The sequence below is a fragment of the Vibrio jasicida 090810c genome (assembly GCF_002887615.1).
Taxonomy (GTDB): Bacteria; Pseudomonadota; Gammaproteobacteria; order Enterobacterales; family Vibrionaceae; genus Vibrio; species Vibrio jasicida.
This window is the reverse complement of the sequence record NZ_CP025792.1, coordinates 2,763,907-2,783,968: the sequence shown is the minus strand read 5'-3', so window position 1 is coordinate 2,783,968 and position 20,062 is coordinate 2,763,907. Positions and strand designations below refer to the sequence as shown.

Genomic DNA, 20,062 nt, shown 5'->3' with positions numbered 1-20,062 from the left:
AAAAAGGCAGGGACTTCCCTGCCTTTTCTCATTCTATGAATCGTAATGTTATCTGTACTATTTAAGCCTGTATACGACGTCCACTTGGTCACGAATCACCAACGTTGAATCTTGATAGCTATTTGAACTCTCTCTTGCATCCATCGCCACAGAGCGCATCAATACTGGGCGTGCGTGCATTTGGTTGTAGTTAATCTGCCACACATCACCTAACTTCTTATCAAAACCTGTCGCTAAAGAAGCCGCTTTGCTTTGTGCATCTTTAATCGCTGCCATGCGTGCTTTTTGTTGGTACTCAGATTGGTTGCTTACTTTAAGCTGAATGTTGTCAACTTGGTTGATGCCCGCCTTTAGCGCCATATCCAAGTACTCATTCAAGTTTGCCAAATCACTCACAGTCACATCAATACTGCGTGAAGCTCGATAACCCACAAGTTCCGCTTTACCCGATTTAGGATAGTGGTACTGAGGAGCAAGGTACAGATTTGAGCTAGTAATATTGTCTTTCGACAAACCGGCATCAGCTAAGCTCTTAAGAAACTCATCAACCGTATTATCGACAGATTGCTTCGCCTGTTCTGCCGTCATGGTCGTATCAACAACCTTTACAGAAAAAGCCGCCATATCTGGCGTCGCGACAACTTCACCGTAGCCAGTGGTTGATAAATGGGCAAAATTCGGCACATCATTCGCAAACACAGAAATACTGGTAAGGCTTAGGGCTGAAGCAAGTAAACATGAAGACAGTTTCATTCGACAAATCCATCCGTATTGAAAGACTAAGATCACTCCAGTTGCCTGAGTTCAAGGCGAGAAACTCGATGAAAGCCATGGCAGATAAGTTGCTGTCTTGAATTCGCAAATAGATAAAACAGCAATGAACAGGAGTGTATATAGACTCATCATAGAAACTTCTGGCAATTATCCAAGCACCTTAAGCGACTTCTAACACAACTTTGACTGTGTAACTTCATGGTAATTTCGACTCAAAACGCGAGCGAAGTGGGAACTTATTGCGGTAAGTGTTTTTGAGCGTAACTCACAATTGCTTGCGATATCTCTTGCAGCACTCCAGTTTCCAACTGCCAGTGATGCCAATAAATGCGATAAGACATCAAAAAGCCAGGTGTAATATCGATAAGCTCCCCTTTCTCCAGTTCATCGGTGATCTGTAGTCGAGGAATCAAGCAATAAGCGACTCCAGCTAACGCCATTTTGAGGAAAGCTTCAGAACTACTAATGTTGTGATGGATGACACTATCCGGTCTGACGTTGAAGTGCTCCGTTAAAAACTTCTTATGCAGATCATCGTACTGATCGTAGGAAACCGCTGGTGCTTTAGCTAACGTTTGATTGTTCACGCCTTCGGTAAAATAGCGCTGATAGAACTCAGGGTTAGCGACACAAACATAATCGATGCGCCCTAGGTAATCCGCTCGACAACTCGGTATGGCTTGTGATTCTAAACTTATAGCCCCTGCTACCTCACCACTTCTGAGCTTTTCAATCGATCGTGATTCTCCGTAGATCGTCAACTTAAGTTCAACTTGGCGATGCTTCATCACATCTTGTAAAGCCGGTAGTAACCACGTTGCTAAGCTGTCGGCATTAGTCGCGAGTGAGAGCTGAACGGGGCGAGTTGTGGTGTCGTTTTTTAGCTCAGGAAGGATTTCATGCTCAAGCAACCTGACGCGACGATAAAGCCCGAGTAGCTTCTTACCAATTGGGGTTGGCTTTGGCGGTTGCTCACGTATAAGTACCGGTTGGGCAAGGTACTTCTCAAGCTGTTTGATACGTTGGGAAATGGCTGATTGCGAAACAAAAAGGTGCTCAGCAGCTCGGTCAAAACTGCCCTGATGAACTACCGCATCTAACGCTTCTATCCATTTATAATCCAATCCTCGCACGTGTTTTTCCTCCCTAATAAACGCCAACAGCACTAAATAAGTAACGCTAATAATATATTAAAATCATTAATTATACTTATTTAATGAAAAGCTTTATCTTCCCCTCCTCTGTTGTTCTATTACTAATGTTGAGGTGTGTTGTGAGCTTTTGGGTGTTATTACAAGGATTCGGTTTAGGTGCGACCATGATCATTCCAATCGGTGCGCAAAATGCGTATGTACTTAACCAAGGCATTAAGCGTCAACATCATCTAACGACTGCGACCATCTGTAGCATCCTAGATATGATTTTTATCTCGCTCGGTATTTTTGGTGGCGGCGCGATTCTCTCGCAAAATGAAATCCTACTTACCTCAGTCACTTTAGGTGGTATTGCCTTCTTAAGTGTTTACGGTTTACTGTCACTAAAAAGTGCATTCAAAGCAGCAAACGCCTCTGAATCGAATGGTGAAGTCGTCGCACGAGGCCGTCGTACCGTAATTCTTGGCGCACTTGCCGTCACAGTGTTGAACCCGCACCTGTACTTAGATACCGTAGTGATCTTAGGTTCAATTGGTGGTCAGTTCGAAGGCAACGATCGCATCGCCTTTGCAATAGGCACTATTATGGCATCGTTTGTATGGTTCTACACCTTATCATTAGGTGCAGCGAAACTAGGTCCAACACTCTCAAAACCAAAAGTGAAAAAAGGCATCGATATTGCGGTTGCTACTATGATGTTTACTATCGCTTTTGTACTTGCGAATGAGTTAGTCACCAAATACTGGTAAAGATAAATAGGAAAGAAACACGACATGGAGTCACTGGAAAAAATCCATCAAATCAATCGAGAGCGATTCAACGCGCTCTCCATCCCCTTTCGAGAGTGGCAACATGAAGCCATTCTCGACTTCGAAACCGATGTCAAAGTTGCCGCACAACTCGGCTGGACTGGCACTCATACTAAGAGCCTTTTTCTCAAGCTAAAAGGACAAGGTTACGCAGTATACCTGACTGACAAAGACTCTCGTTTAGACTCCAAACAAATCAAAATTATGACTGGTAAAAGACCTTCTATTTGCAGCGACGATGAAATGATTGAGCAGCTAGGTTGTGTACCAGGCGCAGTTTGTCCTATTGGCTTACCTGAGCATGTCACCATTATCGTCGACACGGCACTCTACCAGCATGATGAGTTGCTTTATACGCCAGGTTTACCCGAATTAACCTTTGGCTTTGCGGGTAGCGAACTTAAACGTCTGCTCCTCGCTGGCAGTAACACTCTGTTAGAACTTTAGAAAATCCGGATATAAAAAAAGCGAGGCCATTGCCTCGCTTTTTCATGTTCTCAATCGAAGGGATTAAGCTTCTACTTTGTTCAAATGAACATCCATTTGTGGGAATGGAATTTCGATGCCTGCTTCGTCCAACGCTTCTTTGATTGCTTGAGTTGAATCGAAGTAAACATCCCAGTAATCAGACGTTTTACACCATGGACGAACCACGAAATTCACTGAAGAGTCTGCTAGTGCTAGGACACCGATTTGGATTGCAGGATCTTTCAGGATACGCTCATCTTTTTCTAGCACGTCACGGATAACTTGCTTAGTTTGCTTAAGATCAGCGCTGTAAGAAACACCGATAACTAGGTCTACACGACGCGTAGCGTGGCGAGAGTAGTTAGTGATTGCGCCGCCGATAACTGATGAGTTCGGCACAACAACCATTTTGTTATCAGGTGTCTTTAGTACAGTTTGGAAGATTTGAATTGCTTCAACACTACCAGCTACACCACCGATTTCCACATAGTCACCAGACTTAAATGGACGGAATGCAACGATTAGCACGCCAGCAGCAAAGTTAGATAGTGAGCCTTGTAGAGCAAGACCAACAGCAAGACCAGCCGCACCAATTACCGCAACTACAGATGCAGTTTGAACACCTACACGACCTAGTGCCGCAATCAATACAATAACAAATAGAAGGTAACGAACTAGACCGTTGACAAACTCAACAACCGCTTTGTCCATTTGTTTCTTTTCAAGCACTTTTGAAACGCTGTTTGCTACCGCTTTAACGATAATGTTACCGATAAATAGGATCAGCAGTGCAGAAATGATGTTTACACCGTACTGAATAAGAAGATCTGAGTTGTTATTTAGCCACGTTTCCGCTTTGCTCAAACCATCCGTTAAAGAGGTATCGATACCCATCGATTCACCTGCCATAATTCGTATCCTCAAAATAAAGATATAAAAATCTAATTGCCGTTAACTTATGAACCTTGTTTTTTATAGGTTCTTATTCACAACAACATCCCTATTGTTTTCCTGAACAGTGTCAGATTTTTGGCACAATATCTCAAAACTGAAATTTTGCAAAGTCAGAGTTTCGCAAAGACCTACAAAACAAAGCTTTATCAGAATTTTCCGATATTGGCATGTTACAGAGTACGCAATGGATTTACATTTCGCCACACTTTTTAATTGCTTTTATGCCACTTGGTGCGGAAATGCGCTGAGTTTCGAAATTTGCGCCAAAACTGAAGGGATATGAAGTGCGGTGATCATATAGCAGTTGATTGAGTTATCAATTGCTAAAAGAAAGAGAATGGTCGCTGTCTCATTGATTAGACATAAAAAAACCCGCTCGAAGAGCGGGTTTTTAGAAACTCAAATAAGACGAATTATAGTACGTCGATTGCGTTTAGGTCAGAGAATGCTTTCTCTAGACGAGCTACCATTGAAGCTTGACCAGCACGCAGCCATACGCGTGGATCGTAGTACTTCTTGTTTGGCGCAGATTCGCCAGTTGGGTTACCGATTTGACCTTGCAGGTAATCAAAGTTTTCTGCAGAGTAAGTACGGATACCATCCCAAGTTGCCCACTGTGTATCAGTATCGATGTTCATTTTGATAACACCGTAGCCGATAGACTCTTGGATTTCAGCTTCAGATGAACCTGAACCACCGTGGAACACGAAGTTTAGAGCGTTTGGTGCAATACCGAACTTCTCTGCACAGTATGCTTGAGAGTCACGTAGGATAGTTGGAGTTAGTACAACGTTACCTGCTTGGTAAACACCGTGTACGTTACCGAAAGATGCTGCAATAGTGAAACGTGGGCTAATAGCGTTTAGTTTCTCGTATGCGTAAGCAACGTCTTCTGGAGAAGTGTAAAGCTCTGATGCGTCCATGTGAGAGTTATCAACGCCGTCTTCTTCACCACCAGTACAACCTAGTTCGATCTCTAGAGTCATACCCATTTTCGCCATGCGAGCTAGGTATTTGCCAGAGATTTCGATGTTCTCTTCTAGAGACTCTTCAGAAAGGTCGATCATGTGAGAAGAGAATAGTGGTTTACCAGTTTGAGCGAAGAACTCTTCACCAGCGTCTAGCAGACCGTCGATCCATGGAAGCAATTTCTTAGCAGCATGGTCAGTGTGAAGGATTACTGGAACGCCGTAAGATTCAGCAACTGCGTGTACGTATTTTGCACCTGCTACAGCGCCAAGGATTTGTGCACCTTGACCTTCAAGTTTCACGCCTTTACCAGCGAAGAAACCAGCACCGCCGTTTGAGAACTGAACAACAACAGGAGCTTTAACTTTCGCTGCAGCTTCTAGAACACCGTTGATTGAGTCAGTGTTAACAACGTTAACTGCTGGAAGAGCAAATTTGTTCTCTTTTGCTACTTCAAATACTTTCTGAACGTCATCGCCAGAGATAACACCTGGTTTTACGAAGTCGAAGATCTTAGACATGGATGTAATCCTATTTATCTGTCGTTTTATAAACAAAACTTGTTAAATTGAAAATCTTGCAAACGTTTGCTCACAACTGAGGCTATTTTAGCAGAGTTCCTCTCGCGTTGCAGCAAACAAGAAAGCGGGAGAGGACTCCCGCTTTACTGAATATTACTTAGCGCGTGCTTCTAGCATTTCAACTGCTGGAAGAACTTTACCTTCTACGAACTCAAGGAAAGCGCCGCCGCCAGTAGAGATGTAAGATACGTCAGCTTTGATACCGAACTTGTCGATAGCCGCTAGCGTGTCACCACCACCTGCAACAGAGAAGCCTTCAGAAGATGCGATAGCGTCAGAGATACCTTTAGTACCTGCTTCAAAGTTCTTGAATTCGAATACGCCTACTGGACCGTTCCATAGGATAGTCTTAGCGTTCTTCAAAATTTCTGCTAGTTCAGCAGTTGAATCTGGACCAAGGTCGAAGATCATGTCGTCGTCTTGTACTTCAGAAACGTGCTTGATTTCAGCTTCTGCGTTCTCGTCGAATGCTTTCGCACATGCAACGTCAGTTGCTACTGGAATTGCACACTCGTCCATTAGCTTCTTAGCTGTTTCAACTAGGTCTGCTTCGTATAGAGACTTACCAACGTTGTGGCCAGCAGCTGCGATGAATGTGTTAGCAATACCACCACCAACAACAAGTTGGTCAGCGATTTTAGATAGAGACTCAAGAACCGTTAGCTTAGTAGAAACTTTTGAACCACCTACGATAGCAACCATTGGACGAGCAGGCTTGTCCATTGCTTTACCTAGTGCTTCTAGTTCGTTCGCTAGTAGAGGACCAGCACATGCCACGTCTGCGTGCATACCAACACCGTGAGTAGATGCTTGTGCACGGTGAGCGGTACCGAATGCGTCCATTACGAAGATGTCACATAGAGCAGCGTATTGCTTAGACAGTTCTTCTTCGTTTTTCTTCTCGCCTTTGTTAAAGCGAACGTTTTCAAGAACAACTAGCTCACCAGCGTTTAGTTCTAGACCGTTTAGGTAATCTTTCGCTAGTTTAACTTCGCAATCTAGTGCGTCGTTTAGGTAGTTAACTACTGGTTGTAGAGAGAACTCTTCAGCGTATTCACCTTCAGTTGGGCGACCTAGGTGAGAAGTAACCATTACTTTAGCGCCTGCTTCTAGACAGTGCTTGATAGTTGGAAGAGATGCGATGATACGTGCATCAGAAGTTACTTTACCGTCTTTTACTGGCACGTTTAGGTCAGCACGGATAAATACACGTTTACCTGCAAGATCCAGGTCAGTCATCTTGATTACAGACATGATGTGTCCTCTCAAATATTAAATAATTAAAGTTTTTAAAAACTCGGCAATCCTGCCAAGCCCGTTAATTCTTCAAACTGGTTATTGATATGGAGATACGTCAGATTTATTTCAAGGCTTAAAATAAAAAATTTCTCCATCGCTTCCTCACCATTAAGGCTCCACTTGTGAAGAAGCTTGCATTGCTAAAGCGGTATCCAGCATCCGGTTAGCAAAGCCCCATTCGTTATCGCACCAAACAAGCATTTTTACGAGTTGCCCGTTGCTCACTCGAGTCTGAGTTCCATCCACAATGGCACTGTGGGGATCATGGTTAAAGTCGATGGAAACGAGCGGCGATTCAGTATAGTCAACAATGTTACGTAATGTACACTGAGATGCGTTAACAATGGTTTGATTTACGTCATTAACTTTCACATTTGTACTAATTGTGACACTTAAATCCATCGCGGTGACGTTAACTGTCGGAACTCGAACCGAAATGGCTTCGAATTTGTTGGAAAATTTCGGGAAGATTCTTTCAATTCCCTTATGCAACTTAGTATCGACAGGAATGATGGATTGACTGGCAGCACGAGTACGACGTAAATCATTATGATAAGCGTCAATCACCTGCTGATCGTTCATTGATGAATGGATAGTAGTAATGGTGCCCGACTCAATGCCAAAGGCTTCATCTAAGACTTTAATGATAGGAACGATACAATTCGTCGTACACGAGCCATTAGAAACAATGCGATGCTCGCCTTTTAGCGTTTCATGGTTCACGCCATAAATAATGGTGTTGTCGAGGTCATTTGCACCAGGGTGAGAAAACAGGACTTTCTCTGCACCTGCTTCAATATGAGCTAAGCCATCCGCTTGTGAGCCAAATACGCCAGTGCAGTCTAAGACAATATCGACCTCTAGATCGCGCCATGGCAACAGGTCGATTTCAGCGAGGTGAAGGATTCGAATGGGGTCATATTCACCACTATCATGATGAACATAAAGATGCTCTTGATCGTGAGAGATTTTCTTTCCGAAGCGGCCATGACTGGTGTCATATTGCAGAAGATGGGCCATTGCTTCTGGTTGTGCAAGCTCATTGACAGCGACAACCTTAATTTGTTGGTGTTTACCGCTCTCATATACTGCTCGCAGTACATTACGACCGATACGTCCAAATCCATTGATCGCAACCTTTAGCATTTCTCCCTCGCCTCACCAAAAATTCGTGTCACAGATAGTACCTGATACAAAGGCAGAACGCATTAAGTAAGTGATCTCACTCGCGGTAAACTATCTTTTCACTTCACGATACATTCACATTGCCAATATATTCATTTCTGACCTCGCGTATTTCACTTGGCACTTTAACTCCTTGTTTGACCACCAAAAGGAAATGCGTATGTCAGGTTTTCCCGCTGCTCACTTTTGTCAGCGATGCAATAGAGAAACACCACACTCTGAAGTGCTGGTCCGTAAGCCAAGTCGTTATGATACGGATAAATCGATTCTTGGAACGTTAAAACTCTGGGCTCATACCTTGCTGAATGGCGGCCACTATTACGATATGGATCGCTATGTCACTTGTAAGGAATGTGGGCACAAGGAGAGAGACAACTGGGGAAAAGAATTTGAATAGGCATAAAAAAACCGAGCATTAACGCTCGGTTTTTCATTTATAACGCGAAATTACGCTAGCAATTCTTGTGCTGTGTTCACTACGTTTTCTACAGTGAAACCAAACATCTCAAACAGCTGGTCAGCCGGCGCAGACTCACCGAAGGTCGTCATACCGATGATGCGGCCGTCGAAACCAACGTACTTGTACCAGAAGTCAGCAATGCCCGCTTCTACCGCGATACGTGCCGTTACGTCTGATGGTAGTACAGATTCACGGTAAGCAGCGTCTTGCTTGTCGAATGCATCTGTTGATGGCATTGAAACAACGCGTACTTTCTTACCTTCAGCCGTTAGTTGCTCAGCAGCTTTCACTACTAGCTCAACTTCAGAACCTGTCGCGATTAGGATTAGCTCAGGCTTACCATCGCTGTCTTTCAGGATGTAAGCACCTTTTGCGATGTTCGCAACTTGCGCAGCATCACGATCTTGTTGCGCTAGGTTTTGACGAGAGAAGATAAGTGCAGTTGGCGCATCTTTACGCTCAATCGCCAGTTTCCATGCTACTGCAGATTCAACTTGGTCACATGGACGCCATGTACTCATGTTTGGAGTCAGACGTAGTGAAGCCATTTGCTCAACCGGTTGGTGAGTTGGGCCATCTTCGCCAAGGCCGATAGAGTCGTGCGTGTAAACTTGGATGTTCTGAACTTTCATCAGAGCAGCCATACGCATAGCGTTACGAGCGTATTCCATAAACATTAGGAATGTTGCGCCGTAAGGAACGAAACCACCGTGTAGCGCGATACCGTTCATGATCGCAGTCATACCGAATTCACGTACACCGTAGTGGATGTAGTTACCAGAGAAGTCGTTCGCTTCTAGAGACTTAGAACCTGACCACATGGTTAGGTTAGAAGGCGCTAGGTCAGCAGAGCCGCCCATGAATTCTGGAAGCATTTGACCAAACGCTTCTAGAGCATTTTGAGATGCTTTACGTGATGCAATGTTCGCTGGATTAGATTGAAGATCCGCAATAATTTGGCTCGCTTTTTCTTCCCACTCTGCAGGAAGTTCGCCGTTTAAACGACGTTTAAGCTCTGCCGCTTCTGCTGGGTAAGCCGCTGCGTATGCTTCAAACTTCGCATTCCAAGCTGCTTCTTTCTCAGAACCTGCTGGTTTTGCATCCCACTCAGCGTATACGTCTGCTGGAATTTCAAATGCTGGGTGTTCCCAACCTAGGAACTCACGTGCTGCTGCGATTTCGTCTGCACCTAGTGGCGCACCGTGACAGTCGTGTGAACCTGATTTGTTTGGAGAACCAAAACCGATGATGGTTTTAGTACAGATCAGCGTAGGACGAGGGTCTGCTTTTGCCGCTTCAATAGCAGCATTGATCGCTTCAGAATCGTGACCATCTACAGCAGGGATAACGTGCCAACCGTAAGATTCAAAACGCTTAGGAGTGTCATCAGAGAACCAACCTTCTACGTGACCGTCGATAGAAATGCCATTGTCATCCCAGAATGCGATCAGTTTGCCAAGGCCTAGTGTACCAGCAAGAGAACAAGCCTCGTGCGAGATACCTTCCATTAGACAGCCATCGCCCATGAACACGTAAGTAAAGTGGTCAACGATGTCGTGACCTTCTTTATTGAACTGTGCCGCTAGCGCTTTCTCAGCCATTGCCATACCAACCGCGTTGGTGATGCCTTGACCTAGAGGACCAGTCGTTGTTTCGATACCTGGTGCGTAGCCGTACTCAGGGTGACCAGGAGTCTTAGAGTGAAGCTGACGGAAGTTTTTAAGATCGTCGATAGACAGCTCGTAACCGCTCAGGTGCAGTAGAGAGTAAATAAGCATAGAGCCGTGGCCGTTAGACAGTACGAAACGGTCGCGGTCTGCCCACTCTGGGTTAGCTGGGTTGTGGTTTAGGTGAGAACGCCAAAGAACTTCAGCGATATCAGCCATACCCATAGGTGCGCCTGGGTGGCCAGAGTTAGCTTGTTGAACACCATCCATGCTAAGAGCGCGGATTGCATTTGCCAGATGTTTACGAGAAGACATGTCTGCTCCTGAGTGCATTAAGCGAATTGATAAAGGAATGTGGGCGCTTTTATCTTACTAAGAAGGGATAAAAGCGCCGCAATATTCTCTCAGAGCCAAATTCTGACTGCAAACGTTTTACTCACCATTTTTGAGGTTTTAACTCAATCTTTTCGCTGATTGTCTGCATTTTTCTATAAATTCATCACCCTTCAAGCAAACGATTGGGTAATAAGTCAGATGAATTGGATTGGAAAAAGAACTTGTAATTCGAACACGGCAATTTAAAATAGACGTCTAGATGTAGAAACACCTACAAACTGTATTGTATTTTTCGTGGCAAGCTTGCGTTAGTTGGCCATGAGTAAACCTTAAGATTGGAGCTATCATGGCTAAGCACCTGTTCACTTCTGAGTCGGTATCAGAAGGTCATCCAGATAAAATCGCAGACCAAATCTCTGACGCAGTTCTTGATGCAATTCTTGAGCAAGACCCAAAAGCACGTGTTGCTTGTGAGACTTACGTTAAAACCGGCATGGTTATGGTTGGCGGTGAAGTAACAACGTCAGCATGGGTTGATATTGAAGAAATCACTCGTGAAACTGTTCGTGAAATTGGTTACGTTCACTCTGATATGGGCTTCGACGCGAACTCGTGTGCGGTTCTAAACACCATCGGTAAGCAGTCTCCAGACATCAACCAAGGTGTTGATAAAGCAGACCCTAAAGAGCAAGGCGCCGGCGACCAAGGCATCATGTTCGGTTACGCAACAAACGAAACTGAAATCCTAATGCCAGCTCCAATTACTTACTCTCACCTACTTGTTAAGAAGCAAGCTGAAGTTCGTAAGAGCGGTAAACTAGACTTCCTTCGTCCAGATGCGAAATCTCAAGTAACGTTCCAATACGACCAAGGTAAGATTGTTGGTATTGATGCGGTTGTTCTTTCGACTCAGCACTGTGATTCAGTAACAACACCAGACCTACGTGAAGCAGTAATGGAAGAGATCATCAAGCCAGTATTGCCTTCAGAGTGGATCACTAAAGACACTAACTTCTTCATCAACCCAACCGGTCGCTTCGTTATCGGTGGTCCAATGGGTGACTGTGGTCTAACTGGTCGTAAAATCATCGTAGATACTTACGGCGGTGCAGCTCGTCACGGTGGTGGTGCATTCTCAGGTAAAGATCCATCGAAAGTAGACCGCTCAGCAGCTTACGCGGCACGTTACGTAGCGAAAAACATCGTAGCAGCTGGCATGGCTGACCGTTGTGAAATCCAACTTTCATACGCTATCGGTGTTGCTGATCCAACGTCTATCATGGTTGAAACGTTCGGTACTGAGAAAGTATCACACGACATCATCATTGAAGCGGTTCGTCAAAACTTCGACCTACGTCCATATGGCCTACAAGAAATGCTTAACCTGCTTCAACCTATCTACAAGCAGACAGCAGCATACGGTCACTTCGGTCGCGAAGAGTTCCCATGGGAAGCAACGGATAAAGCAGCTATCCTACGCGATTTCGCTGGCATCAAATAATCGAGCCACACAAGAATCGATAAAGCCCTCGCCTTTGGCGGGGGCTTTTTGTTCCCTCCTCCCTTTTTCTTTCCTATCTCTTTCTTGAACAAAAATTCAGCATTTATTTGTAAATTGCCCTAACTCCGCCAATAGTTAACATAATGTTAAATGCACTTTCCGATGCATATAACGTATAGAGATAAGGTGCGGACTCACGTGATGAAAAAAGTAATGAAAACGTCAGTCAGGCATCCTTTATGGCCTAGGTGCCACCGTGGGAATAAATCAAGGAGGAGTTATGCCTCGTACCGTGAATCCGTCTGACTTCCAAAATAAACGAAAGGAAGTCCCAGATAACGAATATGCCAGAACCATTCCGTGCAATACCGTGAATCTTTCGGCCCCATTCCATTGGCTCTCACTGGGTCTGCACGACTTCGTTCGCATGCCAGTCATTAGTGCCTTTTACGGCATCTGCTTTATGGCCGCCGCTATTGGTATCGTGCTTCTGGTTCAATGGCAAGGCACACACTTAGTGGTGATGCCGAGTCTAATTGTCTACATGCTAATCGGCCCATTCCTAGCACTAGGCTTATATGACGCCAGTTGGGAGAGAGAGCGTGGACACAAACCAAGCTTGTTCCATTCAATGAAAGCCATTGGACGAAATTCGACTTCTCAATGGGCATTCGCTGTAATGCTCGCGGTATGTATGATTTTCTGGATGCGAATTGCCGCTCTGCTTCATGCACTTTATCCGTCCGTTCAAGGCGCGCCACTGACTGACTTCTTGCCTTTCTTAGTGATTGGCTCTCTAGTTGGCTTGGTATTAGCGTGCATCGTGTTCAGTATTTCTGCTTTTTCTATTCCTTTAATGATGGAAAGGCGTGTAGACATGATGACCGCCGTCTTTACCAGCTTTAACGCTGTGAAGTCGAACATTCCTGCGATGATCGTATGGGCAGCCATCATTTGTGGCGGTATCTTAATTGGCTTTGCAACGTACGGCATAGGTATGCTCTTCACCATGCCAATCCTCGGTTATGGTACTTGGCATGCTTACCATGCAACGATCAAGAAAAAACACACGCCTTAGAAAACTGATGTTATGATCCTGCCCTCGCAAACGCGGGGGCTTTTTATTAAATATAATGAGGTAAGTGTGGATATAGAGCTGAGCTACAAAGCCAAACAAGTGATGGCAGTTTGCATCACGAAGGCGGAGCAAGCATTCAAACGTTCTTTTCCGATGCCCGCAGTCACATTTAATGTTCGTGGTAAAGCGGCAGGCAAAGCTTATCTGCAATTGAATGAAGTTCGTCTAAATCCAAAGCTTTTTAAAGAAAACCCGCAAGCTTTTCTAAAAGAAGTGATACCACATGAAGTAGCGCATCTCATTACGTACCAAGTATACGGTCGTGTTCGCCCTCACGGTAAAGAATGGCAAGGTGTGATGGAAGCCATTTTTAACGTGCCAGCTAAAACAACTCACAGCTTTGATATCGCCTCTGTGCAAGGTAAGACCTTTGAGTACCGCTGCGCTTGCACCGCCTATCCGCTCTCAATTCGACGCCACAATAAAGTCATGCGTAAAGAGGCCGTCTATTCCTGCCAAAAGTGTCGAAAACCATTAAGCTTCACTGGCACTCAGCTCTCTTAACTCTCCTCAATAGAAATATTCAGATTCCTAAAACAGAGATTGTCGTTCTCAAACGGCCTCTTTTTGCCCATTATTGTTAACACACTCATCACTAAAGCTAATTTCTGCGTGTTAGAATGAATAAAGTCATACTTTATAAAGACTTTAATCATGAAATACCTGTTCTCTTTATTCCTGTTTGCGCTTTCTAATGCCGTAATTGCTGCGCCACCGACCTCTTTCTCTGCGGCAAAACGTGAAGCGGTTAAAATATACAAAGATCATCCAACCAGTTTCTACTGTGGCTGTGATATCAACTGGCAAGGTAAGAAAGGTGTACCGGACCTTGCTTCTTGTGGCTACCAAGTGCGTAAACAAGAAAAAACGTGCTTCTCGCATCGAGTGGGAACACGTGGTCCCAGCTTGGCAATTCGGCCACCAGCGTCAGTGCTGGCAAGATGGCGGACGCAAAAACTGCACAAGAAACGACAAAGTTTTCAAATCAATGGAAGCCGACCTTCATAACCTGACACCAGCTATTGGGGAAGTGAACGGCGATCGTTCTAATTACAATTTCAGTCAGTGGAATGGTATGGACGGTGTCAGCTATGGCCGCTGTGAAATGCAGGTTAACTTCAAGCAACGTAAAGTCATGCCACCAGACCGCGCTCGTGGCTCGATTGCTCGCACCTACCTATACATGAGCAAAGAGTACGGCTTCAAACTGTCTAAGCAACAAACTCAGTTAATGAGTGCGTGGAACAAAACCTACCCTGTCGACAAGTGGGAATGTGAGCGTGACGAGCGCATTTCAAAGGTTCAAGGCAACCATAACCCATTTGTACAAGAGGCTTGTCGAGCACTGTAATTCCCCTCAAAAATACAGCGGCAAACTTGTGCTAATTGAGGCGTAACTATTTACTGCAAATGGAAACGCCTCTTGCCCCTTGTTTTTTCGGTGGAAAGCATCCATGTTAGTGTCTAAACACTCGCGTATGCAGGAAATCGAAACACGATGCGTATCCCTCGAATTTATCATCCAGAAACCATTCAACAACTTGGCGCACTCGCTTTAAGTGAAGATGCAGCAGGCCACATTGGCCGAGTCCTTCGCATGAAAGAGGGACAAGAAGTCCTCCTTTTCGATGGCAGTGGCGCAGAATTTCCAGCCGTGATTAGTGAAGTCACGAAAAAGAATGTGATGGTTGAATTAACCGAGCGTGTAGAAAGCAACATTGAGTCACCTTTAGATCTGCATCTTGGTCAGGTTATTTCTCGCGGCGATAAGATGGAATTCACGATCCAAAAGTCTGTTGAGCTTGGTGTTAATACAATCACACCTCTTATCTCTGAACGTTGTGGCGTAAAGCTAGATCAAAAACGCTTCGAGAAGAAACTCGCTCAATGGCAAAAAATCGCAGTGAGCGCTTGTGAACAATGTGGTCGCAATGTCGTGCCTGAGATCCGTCCAATCATGAGTTTGGAAGAATGGTGTCAAGAAGCGTACGACGGTTTAAAACTGAACCTTCACCCACGAGCGAAGTACTCAATCAATACCCTGCCAACGCCTGTCGAAAAAGTACGGCTATTGATTGGCCCTGAAGGCGGTCTATCTTCAGAAGAAATCGGCATGACACGCGAACATCAATTTGAAGAAACGCTACTCGGTCCTCGCGTATTGCGCACCGAGACTGCGGCTCTTACCGCAATTACAGCCTTACAAGTTCGTTTCGGCGATCTTGGTTAAAACGGAGAAAAACAATGATCAAACTCGGTATTGTTATGGACCCAATCTCGTCCATTAACATCAAGAAAGACTCTAGCTTTGCCATGATGCTTGAAGCGCAGCGCCGCGGTTACGAAATCCACTACATGGAAATGAATGATCTTCACCTAGACCAAGGTAAAGCAATTGCGGATACCAAAGTAGTTGAATTAAAAGAAGATCCAAGTGGCTGGTACGAATTCAAATCAGAGCAAACTATCGAGCTTTCTGAGTTAGATGCGGTTCTGATGCGTAAAGATCCTCCATTCGACACTGAGTACATCTACGCGACTTACATCCTTGAACGTGCTGAAGAACAAGGTGCACTAATCGTTAACAAACCACAAAGCCTACGCGACTGTAACGAGAAACTGTTCACGGCTTGGTTCCCTGAACTCACACCAACTACTATCGTGACGCGAAAAGCAGAGAAGATTAAAGCTTTTCGTGAAGAGCATGGTGATGTGATCCTAAAACCACTTGATGGCATGGGTGGTGCATCTATCTTCCGCGTAAAAGAGAACGATCCAAACGTATCTGTGATCATCGAAACGCTGACTAACCACGGCCAAAACTACGCAATGGCGCAAACCTTCGTACCTGACATCAGCAATGGTGACAAGCGTATTCTTGTGGTTGATGGTGAACCAATGCCTTACTGCCTAGCTCGTATCCCTGCAAAAGGCGAAACGCGCGGCAACTTGGCTGCTGGTGGTACCGGTGAAGCTCGTCCACTGAGTGAAACTGACATGAAAATCGCACAAGCCGTCGCACCAACATTGAAAGAAAAAGGTCTTATCTTTGTTGGCCTTGACGTGATTGGCGACAAGCTAACGGAAATCAACGTCACCAGCCCAACGTGTATTCGTGAAATTGAAGCAGCATTTGATATTTCTATCACTGGTAAGCTCATGGATGCGATCGAGCGTCGTATCAAAGGCGAATAACTCAAACTGTAGTACAGTTAATAGAGAGCGTTGAACATTAACTTAAGCAAACTCATGCACATATCAGTGCGTGACGTTTGCTTAAGTACCTACTGAAAGGTCGAAATGAGAATGAACCTCACAAACTATTTCTTAGTTGCTATGCCGGGAATGAAAGACCCCTACTTTCAGAATAGTGTTATCTATGTCTGTGAGCACAATGAAGAAGGTGCGATGGGGCTAATGATCAATGCTCCGGTTGATATTACAGTAGGTAGCATGCTCAAGCAGGTCGAAGTACAACCTGTTCACCCGCGCCTGTTTGAAGCGAGTTTGGACAGGCCTGTTTATAATGGCGGCCCTGTTTCTGAAGATCGTGGTTTTATTTTGCATAAGCCAAAAGATTATTACGAATCGAGCATTCAAATGACTGACGAGTTGGCTGTCACCACTTCCAAAGACATCCTGTCGGTACTCGGCACAGAGGCAGAACCAAGTGACTATCTTGTTGCGTTAGGTTATTCAGGTTGGAGTGCTGGTCAGTTAGAAACCGAACTGGCTGAAAACTCATGGCTGACGATTGAAGCCACACCAGAGATCATCTTCGATACTCCTATTATCGATCGTTGGAAAAAAGCCGTCGAAAAGCTAGGTATCGATCCGAGCCAGTTATCTTCTGACGCCGGACATGCATAACCCACTTGCGTAATACGTTAAGTTTTCCACCCAATTGAGATTCGAGACACATTATGTCACGCACTGTTATGGCCTTTGATTTTGGCACCAAGAGTATTGGTAGCGCGATTGGCCAAGAAATTACTGGCACCGCTTCACCATTAAAAGCGTTTAAAGCCAATGATGGCATTCCAAACTGGGATGATATCGAAAAACAAATCAAAGAATGGCAACCAGACTTATTGGTTGTTGGCTTACCGACTGACCTGCACGGGAAAGATCTAGAAACCATTACGCCACGAGCAAAAAAGTTCGCCAACCGCCTTCAAGGCCGATATGGCTTACCTGTTGAGTTGCATGACGAACGTCTGTCGACAGCAGAGGCTCGTGCTGATTTATTCAGTATGGGTGGCTACAAAGCGTTATCGAAGGGCAACATCGACTGTCAGTCAGCGGTGGTGATTCTTGAAAGTTGGTTTGAAAACCTTTGGGGTGAGTAGGCATTCAAGCACAAAGAAAAAAGGTTGGCTTCTGCCAACCTTTTTCATTTCTGGAGTAGATTATACCAATCACAGTAAATAAGTGATCAGAAATAGCATAGGGAAAATGCTTGAGAACAAGGCGCAATTTTTCGATAAGTAGTTATTCTACAATCAAAAATTGCAACGCAGTTATCGAGTATTTTAACAAGCTAGAATGACCAGTTATTTACTACGATTGGTATTAATCCATATCGATCTTAACGTTCGCCAGCGTGCCTGTAGAAAAGGCTTCACCGCGTTGCGTCTTCAACATCAAACGCAGATCGTTAGCTGAATCCGCACTGTGCAATGCATCTTCTTCACTGATCTTGCCTTGCATCACCAATTTATAGAGCGACTGATCAAACGTCAGCATCCCGAATTCATTAGAGCGTGCCATGGTGGTTTTTAACTCATGCAGATCACCGCGACGGATCAGATCAGAAACTCGTGGACTATTTAGCAGAATCTCAAACACGCCATGACGTCCTTGACCGTTTTTATCACGGATCAGCTGTTGACCTACTACGCCTTTTAAGTTCATCGACAGATCAAACAGGAACTGATCTTTCTGATCTTTTGGCACTAGGTGCAAAATACGCTCAAGTGCTTGGTTTGCGTTATTCGCGTGCAATGTAGCCATACACAAGTGACCAGTCTCGGCAAAGGTCATCGCGTATTCCATCGTTTCGCGGCTACGGATCTCACCAATCAAAATCATGTCAGGCGCTTGGCGTAATGAGTTCTTTAACGCTACTTCATAGCTATCGGTATCCAATCCCACTTCACGCTGAGTCACGATACAACGCTTGTGCTCGTGCACAAATTCGATTGGGTCTTCAACTGTCAGAATGTGACCTGTTTTATTGCTGTTACGGTAACCCGTCATCGCCGCCATAGTGGTCGACTTACCGGAACCTGTAGCACCAACCACCAGCACTAAGCCACGTTTCGCTATCGCAAGATCTTGCAACACTAAAGGCAGCTTAAGCTGTTCAAACGTAGGAATGTTGGTTTCGATACGACGAATCACCGCACCAGGTAATTCTCGCTGAAAGAAAGCACTAACACGGAAGCGGCCACAATCTCGGACAATCGCAAAGTTTGATTCTCGACTTTTACGAAACTCCTGACGTCGCTCTGGATCCATTGCACTATCGAGCAGCATGGCTACGTCATTTTCACTCAACTTATCCCCTTGCGGACGCAGTTCGCCATCCACACGAAATAAGATCGGCGCACCAACCGTGATATAAAGATCCGACGCTTTTAACGCCAGCATGCCTTCGAGAAATTTATTCAGATCCATCTTCCGGGTTCGCTATTACCTATGTGATCGTTACGAGAATTGCTGCGCTTCGATTTCGACTTTCTTGTCGACTTCTTCACGCGATACCATACCTTGAGCCATCAACTGACGGGCATTTTGTTCCATGGTTTGCATGCCATGTGCCGCTCCGGTTTGAATGATCGAGTACATCTGCGCCACTTTATCTTCGCGGATCAAGTTACGGATTGCTGGCGTTGCCATCATGATCTCATGACAAGCAATACGGCCTCCACCATTTCGCTTAAGCAGCTTTTGCGCAATAACCGAACGCAACGACTCCGACAGCATCGAACGCACCATGTCTTTGTCACTACCTGGGAATACGTCGATAATACGGTCGATGGTTTTCGCTGCTGAGCTAGTATGCAGCGTACCGAAAACAAGGTGACCCGTTTCAGCAGCCGTCAGCGCCAAACTGATAGTTTCTTTGTCACGCATCTCACCAACTAGAATGACATCCGGGTCTTCACGTAGCGCGCTGCGAAGCGCATTTTGGAAGCTATGCGTATCACGGTGTACTTCACGCTGGTTGATCAAACACTTATTGTTGTTGTGAACAAATTCAATAGGATCTTCAATTGTAAGAATATGCTTGTTGTGATTACGGTTAATGTAGTCAACAATGGCAGCCAAGGTTGTCGATTTACCCGAACCTGTTGGACCGGTAACCAGTACTAAACCTTTTTCTGCGTTAGCAATCTTTTTGAAGATCTCTGGCGCTTCTAGCTCTTCCAGTGTTGGAATGCTACTTGGGATGGTACGGAACACCGCCGCACAGCCACGAGATTGGTTGAAGGCGTTGACACGAAAACGGCCAACATTGTGCAATTCAAATGAGAAATCGACTTCGAGTTTTTCTTCGAATTCACTGCGCTGCGCATCGTTCATGATTTCAAAAACCAAACGGTGCACTTCTTGGTGTGTAAACGCTGGAATGCCCAGTTTTCTCACATCACCATCAATACGAACCATTGGTGGTACACCTGCAGAAAGATGTAGATCCGAAGCATTATGTTTTACACTAAAATCCAGTAACTCAGTGATATCCATTTAAAATCCTTAAGTCT

The 20,062-nt window shown here is 45.0% G+C and carries 19 protein-coding genes and 1 pseudogene; 11 read left to right on the top strand and 9 right to left on the bottom strand.

Translation table 11 applies throughout. The annotated features are described in order from the left end of the window. Positions 1–57 precede the first annotated feature (57 nt). On the bottom strand, positions 58–753 hold the full coding sequence (locus C1S73_RS13345; protein ID WP_038870326.1) for an oxidative stress defense protein: 696 nt from the start codon (positions 751–753) through the stop codon (positions 58–60). Positions 754–1,010: 257 nt separating this feature from the next. After that, the gene (locus C1S73_RS13340; protein ID WP_038870328.1) at positions 1,011–1,907 is read right to left on the bottom strand and encodes a LysR family transcriptional regulator ArgP; all 897 of its coding nucleotides are present in this window, start codon (positions 1,905–1,907) and stop codon (positions 1,011–1,013) included. Positions 1,908–2,047: 140 nt separating this feature from the next. Between C1S73_RS13340 and C1S73_RS13335 the strand changes: the two genes are divergently transcribed. Then, positions 2,048–2,677, top strand: coding sequence for a LysE/ArgO family amino acid transporter (locus tag C1S73_RS13335; protein WP_038870330.1), 630 nt, complete (start codon positions 2,048–2,050; stop codon positions 2,675–2,677). Positions 2,678–2,701: 24 nt separating this feature from the next. Further along, positions 2,702–3,184 carry a YbaK/EbsC family protein gene (locus C1S73_RS13330; protein WP_038870332.1) on the top strand — a complete coding sequence of 161 codons (483 nt, stop codon included), beginning with the start codon at positions 2,702–2,704 and terminating at the stop codon, positions 3,182–3,184. 63 nt (positions 3,185–3,247) lie between these two features. On the opposite strand, the gene mscS is transcribed toward C1S73_RS13330, so the two are convergent. From mscS to epd, 4 genes are all read right to left on the bottom strand, one after another. Further along, positions 3,248–4,114 carry a small-conductance mechanosensitive channel MscS gene (mscS, locus tag C1S73_RS13325; RefSeq protein WP_038870334.1) on the bottom strand — a complete coding sequence of 289 codons (867 nt, stop codon included), beginning with the start codon at positions 4,112–4,114 and terminating at the stop codon, positions 3,248–3,250. 458 nt (positions 4,115–4,572) lie between these two features. Then, a complete protein-coding gene (gene fbaA, locus C1S73_RS13320; protein ID WP_038870335.1) occupies positions 4,573–5,649 on the bottom strand; it encodes a class II fructose-bisphosphate aldolase in 1,077 nt (358 codons plus the stop codon). A gap of 153 nt (positions 5,650–5,802) precedes the next feature. Then, positions 5,803–6,963, bottom strand: a complete 1,161-nt coding sequence (locus tag C1S73_RS13315) for a phosphoglycerate kinase (protein WP_038870336.1) — start codon at positions 6,961–6,963, stop codon at positions 5,803–5,805. A 153-nt stretch (positions 6,964–7,116) separates the two neighbouring features. Further along, a complete protein-coding gene (gene epd / locus C1S73_RS13310) occupies positions 7,117–8,154 on the bottom strand; it encodes an erythrose-4-phosphate dehydrogenase (protein WP_038870338.1) in 1,038 nt (345 codons plus the stop codon). A gap of 199 nt (positions 8,155–8,353) precedes the next feature. Here epd and C1S73_RS13305 point away from each other — a divergent pair, with 199 nt between their 5' ends. Continuing rightward, positions 8,354–8,590 (top strand): hypothetical protein, encoded by a 237-nt coding sequence (locus tag C1S73_RS13305; protein ID WP_038870340.1) that lies wholly within the window; start codon positions 8,354–8,356, stop codon positions 8,588–8,590. Between the two features lie 50 nt (positions 8,591–8,640). Here C1S73_RS13305 and tkt read toward each other — a convergent pair whose 3' ends face one another. Continuing rightward, positions 8,641–10,635 (bottom strand): transketolase, encoded by a 1,995-nt coding sequence (tkt, locus tag C1S73_RS13300; protein ID WP_038881148.1) that lies wholly within the window; start codon positions 10,633–10,635, stop codon positions 8,641–8,643. Positions 10,636–11,002: 367 nt separating this feature from the next. Here tkt and metK point away from each other — a divergent pair, with 367 nt between their 5' ends. The 8 genes and pseudogenes from metK to ruvX all read left to right on the top strand — a co-directional run bounded on the left by metK (position 11,003) and on the right by ruvX (position 17,644). After that, positions 11,003–12,157, top strand: a complete 1,155-nt coding sequence (metK, locus tag C1S73_RS13295; protein ID WP_038868143.1) for a methionine adenosyltransferase — start codon at positions 11,003–11,005, stop codon at positions 12,155–12,157. 280 nt (positions 12,158–12,437) lie between these two features. Then, a complete protein-coding gene (locus tag C1S73_RS13290; RefSeq protein ID WP_038868141.1) occupies positions 12,438–13,235 on the top strand; it encodes a DUF2189 domain-containing protein in 798 nt (265 codons plus the stop codon). 66 nt (positions 13,236–13,301) lie between these two features. Then, the gene (locus C1S73_RS13285) at positions 13,302–13,799 is read left to right on the top strand and encodes a SprT family zinc-dependent metalloprotease (RefSeq protein ID WP_038868139.1); all 498 of its coding nucleotides are present in this window, start codon (positions 13,302–13,304) and stop codon (positions 13,797–13,799) included. A 150-nt stretch (positions 13,800–13,949) separates the two neighbouring features. Further along, positions 13,950–14,646 (top strand): annotated as a pseudogene (gene endA, locus C1S73_RS13280) (deoxyribonuclease I). A gap of 147 nt (positions 14,647–14,793) precedes the next feature. Further along, positions 14,794–15,525: a 16S rRNA (uracil(1498)-N(3))-methyltransferase gene (rsmE, locus tag C1S73_RS13275; RefSeq protein WP_038868134.1), complete on the top strand. Its 732-nt coding sequence runs from the start codon at positions 14,794–14,796 to the stop codon at positions 15,523–15,525. Positions 15,526–15,539: 14 nt separating this feature from the next. Continuing rightward, positions 15,540–16,490 (top strand): glutathione synthase, encoded by a 951-nt coding sequence (gene gshB / locus C1S73_RS13270; RefSeq protein ID WP_038868132.1) that lies wholly within the window; start codon positions 15,540–15,542, stop codon positions 16,488–16,490. Positions 16,491–16,601: 111 nt separating this feature from the next. Then, the gene (locus C1S73_RS13265) at positions 16,602–17,165 is read left to right on the top strand and encodes a YqgE/AlgH family protein (protein ID WP_038868129.1); all 564 of its coding nucleotides are present in this window, start codon (positions 16,602–16,604) and stop codon (positions 17,163–17,165) included. Between the two features lie 53 nt (positions 17,166–17,218). Continuing rightward, on the top strand, positions 17,219–17,644 hold the full coding sequence (ruvX, locus tag C1S73_RS13260) for a Holliday junction resolvase RuvX (protein WP_038868128.1): 426 nt from the start codon (positions 17,219–17,221) through the stop codon (positions 17,642–17,644). A gap of 223 nt (positions 17,645–17,867) precedes the next feature. Here ruvX and C1S73_RS13255 read toward each other — a convergent pair whose 3' ends face one another. Beyond that, complete coding sequence (locus C1S73_RS13255; protein ID WP_038873178.1) at positions 17,868–18,974, bottom strand: PilT/PilU family type 4a pilus ATPase; 1,107 nt, start codon at positions 18,972–18,974, stop codon at positions 17,868–17,870. A 30-nt stretch (positions 18,975–19,004) separates the two neighbouring features. Then, positions 19,005–20,045 (bottom strand): type IV pilus twitching motility protein PilT, encoded by a 1,041-nt coding sequence (locus C1S73_RS13250; protein WP_038873181.1) that lies wholly within the window; start codon positions 20,043–20,045, stop codon positions 19,005–19,007. Positions 20,046–20,062: the final 17 nt, after the last annotated feature.

What these genes read in the sequence shown, in the direction of transcription:
- C1S73_RS13345 (WP_038870326.1), bottom strand. Translation starts at nt 753, where the DNA reads ATGAAACTGTCTTCATGTTTACTTGCTTCAGCCCTAAGCCTTACCAGT.
- C1S73_RS13330 (WP_038870332.1), top strand. Translation starts at nt 2,702, where the DNA reads ATGGAGTCACTGGAAAAAATCCATCAAATCAATCGAGAGCGATTCAAC.
- mscS (WP_038870334.1), bottom strand. Translation starts at nt 4,114, where the DNA reads ATGGCAGGTGAATCGATGGGTATCGATACCTCTTTAACGGATGGTTTG.
- fbaA (WP_038870335.1), bottom strand. Translation starts at nt 5,649, where the DNA reads ATGTCTAAGATCTTCGACTTCGTAAAACCAGGTGTTATCTCTGGCGAT.
- C1S73_RS13315 (WP_038870336.1), bottom strand. Translation starts at nt 6,963, where the DNA reads ATGTCTGTAATCAAGATGACTGACCTGGATCTTGCAGGTAAACGTGTA.
- epd (WP_038870338.1), bottom strand. Translation starts at nt 8,154, where the DNA reads ATGCTAAAGGTTGCGATCAATGGATTTGGACGTATCGGTCGTAATGTA.
- C1S73_RS13305 (WP_038870340.1), top strand. Translation starts at nt 8,354, where the DNA reads ATGTCAGGTTTTCCCGCTGCTCACTTTTGTCAGCGATGCAATAGAGAA.
- tkt (WP_038881148.1), bottom strand. Translation starts at nt 10,635, where the DNA reads ATGTCTTCTCGTAAACATCTGGCAAATGCAATCCGCGCTCTTAGCATG.
- metK (WP_038868143.1), top strand. Translation starts at nt 11,003, where the DNA reads ATGGCTAAGCACCTGTTCACTTCTGAGTCGGTATCAGAAGGTCATCCA.
- C1S73_RS13290 (WP_038868141.1), top strand. Translation starts at nt 12,438, where the DNA reads ATGCCTCGTACCGTGAATCCGTCTGACTTCCAAAATAAACGAAAGGAA.
- rsmE (WP_038868134.1), top strand. Translation starts at nt 14,794, where the DNA reads ATGCGTATCCCTCGAATTTATCATCCAGAAACCATTCAACAACTTGGC.
- gshB (WP_038868132.1), top strand. Translation starts at nt 15,540, where the DNA reads ATGATCAAACTCGGTATTGTTATGGACCCAATCTCGTCCATTAACATC.
- C1S73_RS13265 (WP_038868129.1), top strand. Translation starts at nt 16,602, where the DNA reads ATGAACCTCACAAACTATTTCTTAGTTGCTATGCCGGGAATGAAAGAC.
- ruvX (WP_038868128.1), top strand. Translation starts at nt 17,219, where the DNA reads ATGTCACGCACTGTTATGGCCTTTGATTTTGGCACCAAGAGTATTGGT.
- C1S73_RS13255 (WP_038873178.1), bottom strand. Translation starts at nt 18,974, where the DNA reads ATGGATCTGAATAAATTTCTCGAAGGCATGCTGGCGTTAAAAGCGTCG.
- C1S73_RS13250 (WP_038873181.1), bottom strand. Translation starts at nt 20,045, where the DNA reads ATGGATATCACTGAGTTACTGGATTTTAGTGTAAAACATAATGCTTCG.